Source organism: Methylobacterium sp. WL64 (assembly GCF_008039945.1).
In the GTDB taxonomy this organism is placed as follows: domain Bacteria; phylum Pseudomonadota; class Alphaproteobacteria; order Rhizobiales; family Beijerinckiaceae; genus Methylobacterium.
The window spans coordinates 1-17,931 of the sequence record NZ_VRVA01000074.1 but is presented as its reverse complement, the minus strand read 5'-3'; the positions used below and the strand labels follow the sequence as shown (position 1 = coordinate 17,931).

The following is a 17,931-nucleotide window of genomic DNA, read 5'->3' as shown; positions in this document are numbered from 1 at the left end:
CCCTCCCCCCTCTGCGGGGGAGGGTGGGCCGGCCGTCAGGCCGGGTCGGGAGAGGGGAGCCCGGGTTCAGGACATGACGCGACCGGCAGGACGGGCAAAGCTTGTTTCTGCACCGTCGCTCCCCTCTTGCGGGACTTCGCCCCGGCCCGACCCCCTTCGGGGGCCACCCTCCCCCGCAAAGGGGGGAGGGAGGATGCGCAGGTCCGCCGCTGCTACGAAGAACACGATCGGCAGGCCCCTCGCGGACCTGTCATGCGAATCCGCTGAGAGACGGGTCGCGCGGACCTGACCATTCGCGCCGTCCCGGGCAAGGCACGCCCGCGCGGTTCGGGCGTTACGAGACATGGACCAGGAGCCAGAGACCAGCATGAACGCACCGACCAAAGCCGCCGCCGCGACGACCGGGGCCGAGGCCGTCCTGCCCGCATCCCCGGCGCCTCGCGCCGCGGGGCCGCGGATCTACAACCTGTTCCCGCTGCTGGTCGGGCGCGTCTCCGACTGGGCGGCCGAGCTGCCCCGGATCGCGGCGCTCGGCTTCGACTGGATCTACCTCAACCCGTTCCACCAGACCGGCGGCTCGCGGAGCCTCTACGCGGTGGCCGATCCCGAGCGGCTCGACGAGCGGTTCCGTGACCAGGACGGCACGCCCGACGACGCGCAGATCGGCCGGTTCTGCGCCGCCGCGCAGGCCGCGGGCCTGTCGGTGATGACCGACCTCGTGATCAACCACACCGCCGACAACGCCCGGCTGGCCGTGGAGCGGCCCGACCTGTTCATGAAGGAGCCCGACGGCTCGATCATGCATCCGGGCGCCGTCGACCCGGACGATCCCACGATCCGCACGGTCTGGGGCGATCTCGCCGAACTCGACTATCACACGCCCGCCGCCCGGGACGAGCTGACCCGGATCTGGGGCGCCTACGTGGCCCGGCTCCAGGCGCTCGGCGTCGCGGGCTTCCGGTGCGATGCCGCCTACAAGGTCCCGCCCGAGACCTGGCGCGTCCTGATCGGGGAGGCCAAGGGCCGCGACCCCGCCTGCCTGTTCGCCGCCGAGACCCTGGGCTGCACCTTCGAGGAGGCGCGCGCCACGGCCGGCGCCGGCTTCGACTACCTGTTCAACTCCTTCGCCTGGTGGGACCTCCAGAAGCCCTGGGCGCTGGAGCAGTACGAGCGCCTGCGGGTGCTGGCGCCCTCGATCGCCTTTCCGGAAAACCACGACATGAAGCGGCTGGCCGCCGAGGCCGGCGGCGGCCCCGAGGCGGTGGCGCGGCACCTGCGCACCCGCTACGCGCTGGCTGCTTTCTTCTCGGCCGGCGTGCTGATGCCGATCGGCTACGAGTGGGGCTACCGCCGGGCGCTGCACGTGGTCGAGACCACCCCGCGCGACCGCGAGACCGACACCGGCCTCGACATCTCCGCCTCGATCCGGGCGATCAACGCCCTGCGGGCTGAACTGCCGGCCGCCAACGTCGAGGGCGCGCAGATGCGCATCTCGGCCCCCGACAGCGACCTCGTGGCGCTCGCCCGCTTCGACACCGGCCATCCGGCCTCGGCGCAGAACGCCGTGATCGTGCTCTACAACCCGTCGGACAGGCCGGTGCCGGTGGATGCCGGCACCCTCATCGCCCGCACCGGCGGGATGCTCGGCGCCTTCGTCGACCGGACCCCCGAGGCCGAGCCGATCGCGTTCCATCCCGGCAGCGCCATCGACCTGCTCCCGGGCGAGTTGCGCATCCTCAGCGCCGGGCCCGCCCAGGTCGCCCAGCTGCCCGAGCGCGACACGCCGACCGGCGAGGGCCGGGTGGTGATCGAGGCGGTGAGCCCGGAGCTCGACGGCGGCCGTTCGGCGGTGAAGCGCGTCGTCGGCGAATCCCTGCGGGTCGAGGCCGACATCTTCACCGACGGCCACGAGATCCTCGACGCCGCGATCCTGTCGCGGGTCGCCGGCACCGAGGCGTGGCGCGAGGACCCGATGGTCTTCGTCGACAACGACCGCTGGGCCGGGCAATTCCCCCTGGAGCGCAACGCCCGCTACGAATTCACCCTGATCGCGTGGCGCGACCCGTTCTCGTCCTGGGTGCGCGACACCCTGAAGAAGCGCGCCGCCGGCGTCGATGTCCGCCTGGAGACGATCGAGGGCGTGACCCTGGTCGAGAGCGCCGCCTCCCTGGCCCGCGGCCGCGGCGCCGGGCGCGACGCGGAGCGGCTCGCCGCCCTGGTCGCGGCGCTCGCCGCCGAGGAGACCGGCTCGGCCGCCCAGCTCGAGCGGATCCTGCAGCCCGACTCCGCGAGCCTGGTCCGCCGGAACGCCGAGCGGGTGAATCTCAGCCGCTATCCGGTGGTCCTGCCGGTGATCGCCGACCGGCTCGCGGCCCGGTTCTCCGCCTGGTACGAGATCTTTCCGCGCTCGCAATCGATGGACGTGAACCGCCACGGCACCTTCGACGACGTGATCCGGCGGCTGCCCGAGATCCGCGAGCTGGGCTTCGACGTGCTCTACTTCACGCCGATCCACCCGGTGGGCCGGACCAACCGCAAGGGCAAGAACAACACCCTCAAGGCCCTGCCGGGCGATGTCGGCTCGGTCTACGCGGTGGGCGCGGAGGAGGGCGGCCACGAGGCCGTGCACCCCGACCTCGGCACGCTGGAGGATTTCGAGCGGCTGGTGGCGGAAAGCCACGCCTTCGGCATGGAGATCGCCCTCGACTTCGCGATCCAGTGCTCGCCCGACCATCCCTGGATCAAGGACCATCCGGAATGGTTCGAGTGGCGCCCCGACGGGACGCTGAAATTCGCCGAGAACCCGCCCAAGAAGTACGAGGACATCTCGAACGTCCACTTCTACGGGGGCGCCCTGCCCTCGCTGTGGATCGAGCTGCGCGACATCCTGCTCGGGTGGTGCGCCCGGGGCGTGCGCATCTTCCGGGTCGACAACCCGCACACCAAGCCGATCCCGTTCTGGGAATGGGTGATCGCCGAGGTCAACGGCCGCTATCCCGACGCGCTGTTCCTCGCCGAGGCCTTCACCCGGCCGAAGATGATGAAGAAGCTCGCCAAGGCGGGCTACCAGCAGAGCTACACCTACTTCACCTGGCGCAACACCAAGCAGGAGCTCACCGCATACGCCCTGGAGCTGGCCGGCGAGATGGGCGAGTACTACCGCCCGAACTTCTTCGCCAACACGCCCGACATCAACCCGCACTACCTCCAGACCAGCGGCCGGGCCGGGTTCGTGATCCGCGGGACGCTGGCCGCCACCCTGTCGTCGGTCTACGGCATCTACAACGGCTTCGAGCTGTGCGAGGCCGCGCCCTACCCGGGCAAGGAAGAATACCTGAACTCGGAGAAGTACGAGCTGAAGGCCTGGGACTACGACCGGCCCGGCAACATCCGCGAGCACATCGTCACGCTGAACAAGATCCGGCGCGAGAACCCCGCCCTCTGGGATTTCCGCAACGTGGTCTTCACCGGCGCCTCCAACGACCAGATCATCGCCTACGCCAAGGCGACGCCGGAGCGTGACAATTGCGTGTTCACGATGGTCAACCTCGATCCCAAGAACCGCCAGGAATGCACCTACGAGGTGCCGCTCTGGCTGTTCGGCCTGCCGGATGACGGCGCCGTGGAGGTTGAGGACCTGATCCAGGGCTACAGGTTCGAGTTGCGGGGCAAGACCCACCGCATCGCGCTCGATCCGGCCGAGCGATCCTGCGTCATCTGGCGTCTCCGGGCGCCGCGGCGGGTTGCGGGCTGAGGCCACCCGTGGCACCTCACCCTCACGTCTGACACCGGCGACGGGCCTGCCCGCCGCCGACCATTGCGCCGCGCGGCCGACCGCCCGCGCCCCGGCCGGTCCCGACCGCCGGTCCCCTTGACCTTCGACCGATGAGGCAGCGACGCGATGATCGATCGCAGCGACCCGCAATGGTACCGTGACGCCATCATCTACCAGATCCACGTCAAGTCGTTCTTCGACTCGAACGACGACGGGATCGGTGATTTCGAGGGGCTGACCCGGCGGCTCGACTATGTCCGTGACCTCGGGGTCACGGCGATCTGGCTGATGCCGTTCTATCCCTCGCCGCTGCGCGACGACGGCTACGACATCGCCGATTACGAGGGCATCAACCCGTCCTACGGGACCATGGAGGACTTCAGGGCCTTCGTGGCGGCGGCGCACGAGCGCGGCCTGCGGGTGATCACCGAGCTCGTGATCAACCACACCAGCGACCAGCACCCCTGGTTCCAGGCGGCCCGCGAGGCGCCCCCCGGCTCGCCCAAGCGCGACTTCTACGTCTGGTCGGACACCGACGCGCCGTACAAGGACACGCGGATCATCTTCCTCGACACCGAGTCCTCGAACTGGACCTGGGACCCGGTCGCCAAGCAGTATTTCTGGCACCGGTTCTACAGCCACCAGCCGGACCTGAACTTCGACAACCCGAAGGTGCTGGAAGCCGTCATCGCGACGATGCGCTACTGGCTCGACATGGGCGTCGACGGCCTGCGGCTGGACGCGATCCCCTACCTGATCGAGCGCGACGGCACGAACTGCGAAAACCTGTCCGAAACGCACGACGTCATCAAGGCGATCCGGGCCGCCCTCGATGTCAGCTATCCCGACCGGATGCTGCTGGCCGAGGCCAACCAGTGGCCCGAGGAGACCGCCCAGTATTTCGGCGACGGCGACGAATGCCACATGGCGTTCCACTTCCCGCTGATGCCGCGGATGTACATGGCGATCGCCCGGGAGGACCGGCATCCGATCACCGACATCATGCGCCAGACCCCGGAGATCCCCGAGGGGTGCCAGTGGGCGATCTTCCTGCGGAATCACGACGAGCTGACGCTCGAGATGGTGACCGCCGAGGAGCGTGACTACCTCTGGTCGTTCTACGCCGCCGAGCGGCGCGCCCGGATCAACCTCGGCATCCGCCGCCGCCTCGCGCCGCTGCTGGAGAACGACCGGCGAAAGATCGAGCTGATGAAGTCCCTCGTCCTGTCGATGCCCGGCACGCCGGTGCTCTACTACGGCGACGAGATCGGCATGGGCGACAACATCTATCTGGGCGACCGCGACGGCGTCCGCACGCCGATGCAATGGTCCCCGGACCGCAACGGCGGCTTCTCCAAGGCGAACCCGCAGCGGCTGTTCCTGCCGGCGATCCAGGACCCGATCTACGGCTTCGACGCGATCAACGTCGAGGCGCAGACCCAGTCGCAGACCAGCCTGCTGAACTGGACCCGGCGGATGATCGCCATCCGCAACAACAGCGTCGCGCTGGGCCGCGGCACGATCCAGTTCCTCTATCCCTCGAACCGCAAGGTCCTGGCCTGGATCCGCGAGCACGAGGACGAGCGGATCCTGTGCGTCGCCAACCTGTCGCGGGCCCCGCAGGCGGTGCAGCTCGACCTGTCGGAGCTGCGCACCGCGGTGCCGATCGAGCTCACCGGCGGCACCGAGTTCCCGCCGATCGGAGACCTGCCCTACCTGCTGACCCTGCCGTCCTACGGCTTCTACTGGTTCTCGTTGAGCGCCGCCCGCTCGGGCGCGATCGGCCCGCAGAAGGAGCCCCCGGAGCTGTTCACCCTGGTGCTCACCGGCGGCATCGAGAGCCTGATGTCCGGCCGCGAGCGCGTCGCCTTCGAGCGCACCGTGGTGCCGCCGTTCCTGCTGAGCCGGCGCTGGTTCGGCGCCAAGGGCTCGCGGATCCGGTCCGTGAAGGTGGTCGACTTCGCCGCCCTCAAGGACGTGGACGGCAGCGCCCGGTTCCTGCTGCCGCGGCTGCAGGTGCAGCTCGCCAACGGCGAGAGCCACGAATACTTCATGCCGGTCGGCGTCGAGGAAGGCCGCGAGGACGAGACGCTGCTGCCCTTCGCGGTGGCGCGGGTGCGCCGCGGGCCGCGCACCGGCCTGCTCTACGGGGCGGCCGGCTCGAACGACTTCGCGGCCTGCCTGATCGACGACATGCGCCAGGGCACCGAGATCCCGACCGAGAGCGGGCGGCTGGTCTTTTCCACCACGTCGGCCTTCGATCCGGACGTCACCGTGGACGTGGCCGACATCCGCCGGCTGTCGGCGGAGCAGAGCAACACCTCGATCGCCATCGGCTCGAAGATGATGCTCAAGCTGCTGCGCCGCCTGCAGCCGGGGATGCATCCCGAGATCGAGGTCGGGCGCTTCCTCACCGAGCAGGCGGGCTTCTCCAACACGCCCGCGCTGCTCGGCACGCTCGAGCACGTGGCCGAGGATGGCACCCGGACGGCGCTGGCGGTCCTGCAGAAGTTCGTCATGAACCAGGGCGACGCCTGGACGCTGATGCTGGAGGGCCTGCGCCGGGACTTCGAGACCGTCGTGCTCACCCCCGAGAGCGAGGCCGCCAGCCCCGAGGAGGCGTTCCAGGCCCACCGGCCCTGGGCCGACCTGCTCGGCCGGCGCACCGCCGAGATGCACGCCGCCTTCGCGATCGAGACCGACGACCCGGCCTTCGCGGCCGAGCCGTTCGCCGAGGACGACCTGGCGGTGCTCGTCCGGGACGCGCGCCACCAGGCCGACCGGGCCTTCCGGGCGCTGAAAGGTCTCGTCGAGCGCGGCCTCGATGCCGGCAAGCCCGCCTGCGCGGAGCTGGGGCAGCGGCGGGCCGAGGTCGAGGCGCTGATCGAGGCGCTGTCCACCGAGGCGCCGCGCGGGGCCCACAAGATCCGCATCCACGGCGACTATCACCTGGGTCAGGTGCTGGTTTCCGAGAGCGACCTGATCATCGTCGACTTTGAGGGCGAGCCCTCCCGCCCGGCCGACGAGCGGCGGGCGAAGTCGATGCCGCTGCGCGACGTCGCCGGCCTGATGCGCTCCTTCGCGTACGGGGCCGAGACCGTGATCCGCGAGATCACCGTCCGGTTCGGCGATTCCGAGGAGCGGGCGCGGGACGCGGCCAAGGCGTGGCGCGGCATGATCGAGGCGGCCTTCCTGGCCGGCTACGACGCGGCCGCGGCGGGGACGCGGGCGGCCGTGACCGACCCGGCCACCCGGACGCGGCTGCTGCGCCTCTGCCTGCTGACCAAGGCCCTCTACGAAGTCGATTACGAGGCCAACAACCGGCCGGACTGGATCGAAATCCCCGCCCGAGGGGTTCTCACCATTCTGGACACGGACGGCCGCGAGCCCGGAGAAACTGAATGACGGCGATCGACGAGACCTTCGCACCGCGGAACGACCCGGAAGCGGCGGGCGCGCGGAACGCGGACGTCCCGAACTCCGGAGCCGCCTCGGCGCCGGCGGGCTCCCATCCGGGCGTCCATCCGGACGCGATCGCCGCGCTGATGTCCGCCAACCACGGCGACCCGTTCTCGGTGCTCGGCCCCCACCGGGTCGGCCCGAACGCCTGGGAGGTTCGCGCCGTCCTGCCCGAGGCGCGGTCCGCCGCCCTGGTGACGAGCGCGCGCACCGTGCCGTTCGAGAAGCGGCACCCGGACGGGTTCTACGTCGCCCGGATCGAGGGCGAGGGCCGGCCGCTCTACGAGATCGAGGTCGAGTTCTGGGACGGGACCAAGCGGCGCCGCTTCGACCCCTACGGCTTCGGCTCCTCGATCGAGCCCTACGACGTCGCGACCCTGCGCGAGGTCGGCACCAACCTGGTCTACCGGATGCTCGGCGCCCAGTCGGGGCAGCTCGACGGCATCGACGGCTTCCGCTTCGCCGTGTGGGCGCCCAACGCCCGCAAGGTCAGCGTCGTCGGCGACTTCAACGAGTGGGACGGGCGGCGCCACCCGATGCGCCTGTGGCAGGAAGGCGGGATCTGGGAGGTGTTCGTGCCCGGCCTCAAGGCCGGCGAGCGCTACAAGTTCGAGATCCGCGGCCCCGACGGCGCCCTGATCCCGCTCAAGGCCGACCCGGTCGCCTTCGCGGCACAGCACCCGCCGGAGACGGCCTCGGTCACCCACGGGACGGGGGAGTTCGACTGGCGCGATGCCGGCTGGATGACGACCCGCGGCGCCAAGGATCCGCGCCACACCGCGATCTCGATCTACGAGGTCCATCTCGGCTCCTGGGCGCGGGTGCCCGAGGAGGGCAACCGCTACCTCACCTACAAGGAGCTGGGCGAGCGGCTGATCCCCTACGTCAAGGATATGGGCTTCACCCATATCGAGATGCTGCCGATCACCGAGTTCCCGTTCGACGGGTCCTGGGGCTACCAGCCGGTCTCGCTGTTCGCCCCGACCAGCCGCTTCGGCACGCCCGAGGATTTCGCCGCCTTCGTGGACACCGCCCACGAGGCCGGCATCGGCGTGATGCTCGACTGGGTGCCCGGCCACTTCCCGCTGGACGCGCACGGGCTCGGCCTGTTCGACGGCACGCATCTCTACGAGCACGCCGACCCGCGCCAGGGCTTCCACCAGGATTGGGGCACCTACATCTACAATTTCGGCCGGACCGAGGTCGCGACTTTCCTGGCCGCCAACGCCCGGTTCTGGCTCGAGCACTACCACCTCGACGGCCTGCGGGTGGATGCCGTGGCCTCGATGCTCTACCTCGACTATTCGCGCCGGCAGGGCGAGTGGATCCCGAACCGCTACGGCGGCAACGAGAACCTCGACGCCATCGACTTCCTGCGCAAGACCAACGAGGCGACCTACAGCCACGCCCCCGGCACCATCACGGTGGCGGAGGAATCGACCTCCTGGCCGGGCGTCTCGCACCCGACCTACACGGGCGGCCTCGGCTTCGGCTTCAAGTGGAACATGGGCTGGATGCACGACACGTTGAAATACGTGTCGGAGGATCCGATCCACCGCCGCTACCACCACCACAACTTGACCTTCGGGCTGCTCTACGCCTTCTCGGAGAACTTCATCCTGCCGCTCTCCCACGACGAGGTCGTGCACGGGAAGGGCTCGCTGCTCGGCAAGATGCCGGGCGACCGCTGGCAGAAATTCGCGAACCTGCGCGCCTATTTCGGCTTCATGTGGGGGCATCCCGGCAAGAAGCTGCTGTTCATGGGCGGCGAGTTCGGCCAGGAGCGGGAGTGGAACCACGACATCAGCCTGGACTGGCACCTGCTCGACGATCCCCTGCACAAGGGCGTCAAGGACGTGGTGCGGGACCTCAACCGGCTCTACGTCTCGACCCCGGCCCTCCACACCCGGGACGTCGAGGCGACCGGGTTCCAGTGGCTGGTGGCCGACGACCAGGACAACAGCGTCATCGCCTGGGCCCGCAAGGGCGCCAAGCCGGGCGAGGTCGCGATCGTGGTGTCGAACTTCACCCCGATCCCCCGGGAGGGCTACCGCGTCGGCGTTCCGGAGGCGGGTTTTTACAGGGAGGCGTTCAACTCGGACGCAGCCGTGTACGGCGGCTCGAACCTCGGCAACAACGGCGGCCGCCACACCGACGCGGAGGCGGCCCACGGCCAGGCGCAGTTCCTGTCGCTGACCCTGCCGCCGCTGGCGACGATGATTTTTTTGCTGGAGCGGTGACGTAAATCCCTCCCCCCTCTGCGGGGGAGGGTGGCCCCTGCGTCAGCAGGGGTCGGGAAAGGGGAGCGCCGTTTCCGGAAAGCGCGCGACAGGCGTGAGATCCTGAACCGTCGCGCTGCCCCTCTCCCGACCCGGCCTGACGGCCGGCCCACCCTCCCCCGCGAAGGGGGGAGGGAGGACGCGTGTCAGATCCGGACTGGATGATATCCTGCCGCGCCGCGAACAGATTCAGAGCCTGCCGAAGCGCCAGCCCTACGCGGCGCGCCAGCGCAGCGCCGGGCTGTTGCCCATGGCGCGGGCGTAGAGGCCGGCGTAGCTGTCGGCGGCCTGGTCCCAGCCGAACCGGGCGGCCATGGCGCGCCGGCGCATGGCGTTGAGGCGCTTCTTCTGGCCGAACGCCTCGAACGCCCGGCGGACCGCCGACCCGAACGCCGCGGCCGAGGCCTCCGCGAAGGTGAAGCCGGTCACCCCGTCCTCCACCGTGTCGGCGAGCCCCCCGGTGCGGTGCACGATCGGCAGCGAGCCGAAGCGCTGGGCGTACATCTGGGCCAGCCCGCACGGCTCGAACCGCGAGGGCATCAGCAGGAAGTCGCTGCCGGCGAACATCCGCCTCGCCTGGGCCTCCTCGAAGCCGACATGCACGCCGACCGCGTCCGGGTGGCGCTTCGACAGGCCGCGCAGGGCCTGCTCGAACCGGCCCTCGCCCTGGCCGATCACCACGAGCTGTCCGCCCTCGGCCACGATCGCCTCCGCCGCCTGCAGGCTCAGGTCGATGCCCTTCTGGTGCACCAGGCGCGACACGATGGCGAAGAGCGGGCCGCGGGAGACCGCGAGGCCGAATTGCTGGCGCACCGCCTCGGCGTTGGCGCGCTTGCCCTTCCAGTCGTCGACCTCGAACCGGGTGGCGAGGTGCGGGTCGGTGCTCGGATCCCAGGTCTCGTCGATGCCGTTAAGGATGCCGGCCAGCCGCCCCTGGCCGGCGCGGGTGCGCAGCAGCCCGTCGAGCCCGCAGCCCATCTCGGGCGTCTGGATCTCCCGGGCGTAGGTCTCGCTCACCGTGGTGACCTGCGAGGCGTAGAAGATGCCGGCCTTGAGGAACGACAGCTGGCCGTAGAACTCCGCGCCGTCGACCTGGAACGCCGAATCCGGCACGCCGAGGCGGCCCAGGCTGTCGCGGGGGAACAGCCCCTGATAGGCGAGGTTGTGGATCGTCAGCACGCTCGGGATGCGCCGGCCGCGCCAGGCCAGGTAGGCCGGGGCGAGGGCCGCCTGCCAGTCGTTGAGGTGCAGCAGGTCGGCCGCCCAGTCGGAATCGGCGCCGGCGGCGATCTCCGCGGCCGCGAGGCTCAGGCGGGCGAAGCGCAGGTCGTTGTCGCCGAAATCGCCGTGGGCGTCGCCGTAGGGCGTGCCGTCGCGCTCGTACAGGTCGGGGGCCAGCAGGACGTAGATGCGCAGGCCGTCGGCGGCCTCGACCAGGCCGAGGTCGCAAGGGGGTACGCCCGCGAAGCCCTCGAGCCGGGCGACCACCGGGATGTCGGGGAACGCGGCCCGGACCTGGCGGTAGCCGGGGATCAGGACGCGGATGTCGTAATGCGGCACCAGGGCCCGGGGCAGGGCGGCCGAGACCTCGCCGAGGCCGCCGGTCTTCACGAAGTCGGCCATCTCCGGGGTGGCGTACAGGATGCGGCGGCGCAGCGAGGCCGGCCAGGCCGGGTTGGTGAACTGCGCTGCGGCACCGCCGCCTTCGCCGAAGGCTTCATCCGCGCAGGAACCGCCGCGACGCGCGCCGTGCATGGGCATCGCTCCGGGCCGGGCAGGGTGCCCCGGCTTGGCAGAGGATCGGGCAGACGCGGCTGTCACGGCCTCAACCATGTCCAATGCTCCTCCGTCGCAACTGTTCCGCTGCGACGCACAATTTAGGCCAGTGTCAGCCTTAAGCTTCGGTTACAGATTCCGCCATGGCGCGATGTCTGTGCTGCACTGCGACAAGAGATGGCAGGGGCTGGCTCAGGTGCGGCGCAGGATCACCCCCTCGGCAGGCCCGAGCGCCAGGGGCGCGCCGACGCTCGCCCCCGCCCGGCCGGGAAGCGTCGAGAGCAGCACCGTCCAGTCGCCCTCGGGCAGGGACAGGCTGTGCGGATCGCCGCCGAAGTTCAGGATCACGCGCAGGCACGTGCCGTCGGCGCAGCGCTCGTAGGCGAACACGGCCTCGGCCTCGACCGGCAGGCCCCGGTAGTCGCCCACGCAGAGCGCCGGGTGGTCGCGCCGCAGCGCCAGGAGCCGCCGGTGCAGGGTCAGCATCGAGCCGGGATCCGAGCGCTGGGCCTCGACGTTGCGGGTGGCCCAATCCTCCGAGAGCGGCAGCCACGGCTCCCCGGCCGAGAAGCCGGCCTGCGGGGCCTCGTCCCATTGCATCGGGGTCCGCTCCGGGTCGCGGCCGTGGCCGGGCTCGTTGCGCTCCCAGGGGTCCCGGGCGCGCCCCGGCGGGATCGCGACGCGGCCGAGCCCGATCTCGTCGCCGTAATAGAGGGTCGGGGTGCCGCGCAACGTCAGCAGCAGCATCGCGGCGATGCGAGCCTGGGCCTCGCCCACCCGGGCGGCGATCCGCGGCTGGTCGTGGTTGCCCAGCACCCAGTTCGGCCAGCCGCCCTCGGGCAGAGCCGCCTCGTACTGGGCCACGAGGTCGGTGACCGCGTCGGCCCGCCACGGGGTCTGGATCAGCTGGAAGTTGAAGGGCAGGTCGGCGCCGGTGAGGTCGGGGCCGTAATAGGCCACCAGCCGCTCGATCGGCAGGTAGATCTCGCCGATCAGCACCCGCTCGCCGTACTGGCGCAGCACCGCCCGCATCCCGGCGATGACGTCGAACACCTCCGGGCGGTCGGCGGAATAGACCTGGGTGAAGCGGTTGATCTCGGGCGTGCCCGGCGCGTAGTCGGGATTGGCCGGGTTGTCGCGGAATCCGGCGTCCTTCATCAGGTGCCAGATCACGTCGACCCGGAACCCGTCGACCCCGCGGTCCAGCCAGAACCGGAGCGCGTCGTGCATCGCGGCCCGGACGGCCGGGTTGCGCCAGTTCAGGTCCGGCTGCTCGGCCAGGAACGCGTGGTAGTAGTACTGGCCGGTGGCCGCATCGAGGGTCCAGGCCGGCCCGCCGAAATTCGACACCCAGTTGTTCGGCGGACCGCCCCCCGGGGCCGGGTCGCGCCAGATGTACCAGTCCCGCTGCGGGCTCGACCGCGACGACCGGCTCTCCGCGAACCACGGATGCGCGATCGACGAGTGGTTGGGCACGAAGTCCAGGATCACCTTCAGCTTGCGCCGATGGGCCTCGGCGATGAGCGCGTCGAAGTCGGCCAGCGTGCCGAACAACGGGTCGATGCCGCAGTAATCGGCGACGTCGTAGCCGAAATCCGCCATGGGCGAGGGGTAGACCGGCGAGATCCACACCGCGTCCACCCCGAGCCAGGCGAGGTAGTCGAGCCGCGCCGTGATCCCCGCCAGGTCGCCGACCCCGTCGCCGTTCGTATCCTGGAACGAGCGCGGATAGACCTGGTAGACGGTCCCGCGCTTCCACCAGACGGTCTCGGTCATGCTGCGCCTCGCGAATCCCCGGCCCAGGGTTAACCGCTGAGCCGCGCGCTGGCGACGGCTCAGATGCGCGCGTCGCGGGTTGGCGGTGCCGGCCGTTGTGTCTAGAATGTCACGTAGTCGCGCCATATCTCCGGCCGCGCCGTCGCGTGCCCCGTTCGGGGCGGCACCGCCACGACTTCGCCTGGAAGCCGGTCGCACAGTCGCGGCTTCGGGGCACGGATCGCCCGCCCGTTCACGCGGTGGCAATCCATCAAAAGAGATAATCCGCCCACGATAGCCCTGGCGCTAGAATCCGGGGCGCTGACTTTGGGGGACCCGCACGTGCTGAACGACGTTCTCACTCCGCCCGCCCAGCGGGACGCCCTGCGCGACGACGCCGCGGCCGAGCTGCCGGTGGCCGCCTGGACCGCGCCGCTCCTGTCGCAGACCGGTGACGCCGTGGTCGACCTGCGGGAATCGATCCGCGCCAAGCTGACCTTCGCGCTCGGCCGGACCCCCGAATCCGCCCGCCCGCGCGACTGGTTCGTGGCCACCGCGATGGCCCTGCGCGAGCGCGTCGTGGCGGCCTGCATGGCCTCCGAGAAGGCCGTGCCGAACAAGCGGGTCTACTACCTCTCGCTCGAATTCCTGATCGGCCGGCTGATGTCGGACGCCATGAACAACCTCGGCCTCACCGACACGACCCGGGCGGCGCTGCGGGAACTCGGGGTCGATCTCGACGCCGTGCAGGATGCCGAGCCCGACGCGGCGCTCGGCAATGGCGGCCTCGGGCGGCTGGCCGCCTGCTTCATGGACAGCATGGCCAGCATCGGCATCCCGGCGATCGGCTACGGCATCCGGTACGATCACGGCCTGTTCCGCCAGTCCTTCGAGGACGGCTGGCAGCGCGAGGCGCCGGAGACCTGGCTGGCCGAGGGCAATCCCTGGGAGTTCGTCCGGCCCGACGCGACCTACACGATCGGCTTCGGCGGCACCGTCACGCTGTCCTCGCCCGGCGAGGGCGTGATCCGCCGCCACTGGCAGCCGGCCGAGACCGTGCGGGCGGTCGCCCACGACATCCCGGTGGTCGGCTGGCGCGGGCGCCACGTCAACCGGCTGCGCCTGTGGAAGGCGGAGGCCGGCGAGCCGGTCGACCTCGGCCGCTTCAACGATGGCGACCATGTCGGCGCCGTCGCGGCCCGCATGCGGGCGGAGGCGATCTCCCGGGTGCTCTATCCGAGCGATTCCTCGGCCGACGGGCAGGAACTGCGCCTGCGCCAGGAATACTTCTTCACCTCGGCCTCGCTCCAGGATCTCATCGCCCGCCACGTCATGGAGCGCGGCGACGTGCGGTCCCTGTCGGACCACGCCGCGATCCAGCTCAACGACACCCACCCGGCCATCGCGGTGCCGGAGCTGATGCGCATCCTGATGGAGGACCACGACCTCTCCTGGGAGGATGCGTGGCACGTCACCACCCACACGCTGAACTACACCAACCACACCCTGCTGCCCGAGGCGCTGGAGACCTGGCCGGTGGAGCTGATGGAGCGGCTGCTGCCGCGCCACATGCAGATCATCTACCTGATCAACTGGATGCATCTCGAAGAGCAGGCCAAGCACGGCCGCCAGGACGCCGCCCACCAGGACGCCGCCTACCTGGCCTCGATCTCGCTGATCGACGAGGCGCATGGCCGGCGGGTCCGGATGGGGCACCTCGCCTTCCACGGCGCCCGGCGGGTCAACGGCGTCTCGGCGCTGCACACCGACCTGATGCGGTCCACGGTGTTCGCGCCGCTCCACGCGCTGGATCCGGACAAGATCGTCAACAAGACCAACGGCATCACCTTCCGGCGCTGGCTCCACAACGCCAATCCGGGCCTCACCCGGCTCGCCGTGGAGACGGTGGGCGCGGGCGTCCTCGACGATCCCGAGCTGCTCCGGGGCCTGGAGGCCCATGCCGAGGATCCGGCCTTCGTGGCGCGCTACGCCGCCGTGCGCCGGCAGCGCAAGGAGGCGCTGGCCAAGGTCGTGGCCGAGCGCACCGGCATCGACATCGATCCGGACGCGCTGTTCGACATCCAGGTCAAGCGCATCCACGAGTACAAGCGCCAGCTCCTCAACGTCGTCGAGACGGTGGCGCTCTACCAGGCGATCAAGGCCGACCCGCACCGGGACTGGACGCCCCGGGTGAAGATCTTCGCCGGCAAGGCCGCGCCGAGCTACGTCCGGGCCAAGCTGATCATCAAGCTCGCCTGCGACGTGGCCAAGGCGGTGAACGACGATCCGGAGGTCGCGGGCCGGCTGAAGGTGGTGTTCCTGCCGAACTACTCGGTGAGCCTCGCCGAGACGATCATCCCGGGCGCCGACCTGTCGGAGCAGATCTCCACCGCCGGCATGGAGGCCTCGGGCACCGGCAACATGAAGTTCGCCCTCAACGGCGCGCTCACGGTGGGCACGCTGGACGGCGCCAACATCGAGATCCGCGACCATGTCGGGGCGGACAACATCTTCATCTTCGGCCTCGACGCCGCCGGGGTGCAGGCGCGCGAGGCCGAGCCGGGCTACGCCGCGACGGCGATCCAGGCCTCGCCCCGGCTGGCGGCGGCGCTGGACATGATCGCCTCCGGGCGGTTCTCGCCGGAGGAGCCGGGCCGGTTCCGGCCGCTCACCGACGACCTGCGCCAGCGCGACCAGTACCTGCTCACCGCCGACTTCGACGATTATTGGCGGGTGCAGCGCTCCATCGACGCCGCCTGGCGCGACCCGCGCGGCTGGTGGGCCAAGGCGATCCGCAACACCGCCCGGATGGCGTGGTTCTCCTCGGACCGCTCGATGCGTGAATACGCGGACGAGATCTGGCGCGTCCGCCTGGGCTGAAGGACGTCCCGGTTTCGAAAGGAAGTCCTGGTTTCGAAAGGAAGTCCTGGTTTCGAAAGGTCTCGGACCTTTCGCGGGTCCAGGGCGGCGCCCTGGTGTCGAGCTCCGCCCCGACACCCCGCCCAAGGGCCTCAGGCCCTTGGGAAACCCCTGAGCCGGCGCAGGTTGCGTAGAAGCCGGTGACGGATCAGCGCCACGCGCTCGGCGAGGCCGAGCCGGCGCCGGACGAAGACGTGCGACACCCGGCCGAGACGCGGCCCCCGGTCCGGCTCGCCCTTGCGCAGGGCGATGTCGGGCAGCGCGGCCCCCTGCGTGATCCTCAGGGTCCGGACGGCCGGGAACACGAAGCTCCGGAACATGGAGCGCGTGTAATAGGAGAATTCGTCGTAGGCGGTGATCGCGCGTGACCGCCCGGTCGCCGGATCCTGGACCGTCAGCGTGCCGGCCCGCGGGCCGTAGGTCACCAGGGCGCCGATCACGCGACGCGGCCGCCCGAGCGGGATCTCGACGCTCGCGCCCTCGGGAATCTCCAGGAAGTGCAGCGGGATGCCGTTGCGGCGCAGTTCGAACCCGCATTCCAGGCCGGGGAGGGTGCGCAGCGGCAGGGATTCGAACCGGACCGGCAATCGCCGGAGCCGGTCGACATAGGCGCGGCCGGGGGGCGGCGCCCGCATGAAGGCGTAGACCAGGATGCCGTAGAGTTCGGCCCCGGCCGGGGCGAGATGGGTCCCGTCCTTCAGCAGGTAGGTGATGTCGCCCGCCCCCGCGGCGGCCACCGGGGCGGCGATGTCGAGGTAGACGATGCCGTAGAGGGCGCGGTACTCCGCGAGCAGGGCGGCGACGGGCTCGGCCGCGTAATCGACCCCGCCCTGGTGGAGGTTGAGGAAGGCCACCGGCAGGCCCCGCCGGGCGGTCGCCGCCAGGATGTCGTCCAGGTAGGCCCGCATCGTCGCGCCGTCGAAGTAGCGGACGTTGCCGGTGAACAGCTCCAGCAGGACGTGGTCGCAGGGACAGGCGTCGAGGATCTCGTCGATCAGGGCGGCGATCGAGGGCAGCGAGTGGCCGCCCCAGCCGCTGCGCAGGAAGGTGACCGGCCGCCCCTCGGCCGCGGCCAGGGCGTTGGCGTGCTCGACATAGCCCGCCAGCTCCGTGACGCTGTAGCCGAGGCAGAGCACGCGGAGCATCGACGCAGACCGACTCACGGGAAGGGACGAAATCCCAAAGGGCGCCCGGCCCTTTGGCGGGGTATCGGGGCGGAGCCCTGATGGTCCGGGCGCGGTCCGCGGACGGGCGCCGTGGTCAGTCGAGCACGATCGGGTAGCAGCGCGCGCCCACCGCGGCGGCGAGCACCTGCACGGCGCCGACGGTGGCGATGTCGCCGGCCACGTGGACGACGTCGGTGGCGCGCAGGCTCGGCAGGTGGGCGGTGAGCGGGCCGGAGCGCACGTCCGGCGGCCGCTGGCCGCCGCGGTCGGCGCAGAGCACGATCCGGCCGACGCCGGTGCAGCGCAGCCAGTCCAGGCTCTCGCGCATGTAGAGGTCGAGGGCGTCCCGGGCGCCGACCGCCAGCGCCATCTCGCGGGCGGGCTCGACGTAGCGGGCCGCCCGGGCGATCGCCCAGATCGGGCCGAAGCCGGCTCCCGCCGCCACCAGCACGAGGCGCCCGCCGCCGGGCCGGTACTGGCCGCGGCCGACGGGGCCCTTCAGGCGCACGGGCTGGTCGAGCCGGATCGCGTCGACCGGGCCGCCCTCGGGGTCGCGGGGGATGTGGAACACCGCCTCGTTGATCTCGGCCGAGCCGTCGATCCGCAGGGTCGGGGACAGGGTCAGGGCAGGCAGGCCCGCGAAGGTGACGAGCGCCTGGTGGCCGGGCTCGAGGTTCGGGCGCCGGGTCAGGGTCGCCACGACCTCGACGATGCCGGGGCAGAGCCGCCGGATCTGCGAGACGGTGCCCTTGCGGATGGCGACGGCCGGGGGCGGGGCCTCCTCCTGGCCCAGGATCGGGGC

At 70.8% G+C, this 17,931-nt stretch carries 8 protein-coding genes; 4 read left to right on the top strand and 4 right to left on the bottom strand.

Annotated elements, in window-relative coordinates:
- Window positions 1-367 precede the first annotated feature (367 nt).
- The 3 genes from FV242_RS23245 (at window position 368) to glgB (ending at window position 9,474) form a co-directional block, all read left to right on the top strand.
- Complete coding sequence (locus FV242_RS23245) at window positions 368-3,754, top strand: maltotransferase domain-containing protein (RefSeq protein ID WP_147940580.1); 3,387 nt, start codon at window positions 368-370, stop codon at window positions 3,752-3,754.
- A gap of 147 nt (window positions 3,755-3,901) precedes the next feature.
- Window positions 3,902-7,180, top strand: a complete 3,279-nt coding sequence (gene treS / locus FV242_RS23240) for a maltose alpha-D-glucosyltransferase (RefSeq protein WP_147940579.1) — start codon at window positions 3,902-3,904, stop codon at window positions 7,178-7,180.
- Window positions 7,177-9,474 (top strand): 1,4-alpha-glucan branching protein GlgB, encoded by a 2,298-nt coding sequence (gene glgB / locus FV242_RS23235; protein ID WP_147940578.1) that lies wholly within the window; start codon window positions 7,177-7,179, stop codon window positions 9,472-9,474. The genes treS and glgB overlap by 4 nt, the downstream gene beginning before the upstream one ends.
- A gap of 252 nt (window positions 9,475-9,726) precedes the next feature.
- Here the strand turns inward: glgB and glgA are convergent, their stop codons facing one another.
- Window positions 9,727-11,268 carry a glycogen synthase GlgA gene (gene glgA / locus FV242_RS23230; RefSeq protein ID WP_147940577.1) on the bottom strand — a complete coding sequence of 514 codons (1,542 nt, stop codon included), beginning with the start codon at window positions 11,266-11,268 and terminating at the stop codon, window positions 9,727-9,729.
- Between the two features lie 213 nt (window positions 11,269-11,481).
- Window positions 11,482-13,065: an alpha-amylase family glycosyl hydrolase gene (locus FV242_RS23225; RefSeq protein WP_147940576.1), complete on the bottom strand. Its 1,584-nt coding sequence runs from the start codon at window positions 13,063-13,065 to the stop codon at window positions 11,482-11,484.
- 393 nt (window positions 13,066-13,458) lie between these two features.
- Here FV242_RS23225 and FV242_RS23220 point away from each other — a divergent pair, with 393 nt between their 5' ends.
- Window positions 13,459-15,924, top strand: a complete 2,466-nt coding sequence (locus FV242_RS23220) for a glycogen/starch/alpha-glucan phosphorylase (RefSeq protein ID WP_246692836.1) — start codon at window positions 13,459-13,461, stop codon at window positions 15,922-15,924.
- Window positions 15,925-16,055: 131 nt separating this feature from the next.
- Here the strand turns inward: FV242_RS23220 and FV242_RS23215 are convergent, their stop codons facing one another.
- Both FV242_RS23215 and FV242_RS23210 read right to left on the bottom strand, forming a co-directional pair.
- Window positions 16,056-17,108, bottom strand: coding sequence for an SGNH/GDSL hydrolase family protein (locus FV242_RS23215; RefSeq protein WP_147909456.1), 1,053 nt, complete (start codon window positions 17,106-17,108; stop codon window positions 16,056-16,058).
- Window positions 17,109-17,223: 115 nt separating this feature from the next.
- A partial coding sequence (locus FV242_RS23210) for a ferredoxin--NAD(+) reductase (protein WP_147940575.1) occupies window positions 17,224-17,931 on the bottom strand: 708 nt, incomplete at its 5' end.

Coding starts and splice junctions, on each gene's coding strand:
- FV242_RS23245 (WP_147940580.1), top strand. CDS start 368: ATGAACGCACCGACCAAAGCCGCCGCCGCGACGACCGGGGCCGAGGCC.
- treS (WP_147940579.1), top strand. CDS start 3,902: ATGATCGATCGCAGCGACCCGCAATGGTACCGTGACGCCATCATCTAC.
- glgB (WP_147940578.1), top strand. CDS start 7,177: ATGACGGCGATCGACGAGACCTTCGCACCGCGGAACGACCCGGAAGCG.
- glgA (WP_147940577.1), bottom strand. CDS start 11,268: ATGCACGGCGCGCGTCGCGGCGGTTCCTGCGCGGATGAAGCCTTCGGC.
- FV242_RS23225 (WP_147940576.1), bottom strand. CDS start 13,065: ATGACCGAGACCGTCTGGTGGAAGCGCGGGACCGTCTACCAGGTCTAT.
- FV242_RS23215 (WP_147909456.1), bottom strand. CDS start 17,108: ATGCTCCGCGTGCTCTGCCTCGGCTACAGCGTCACGGAGCTGGCGGGC.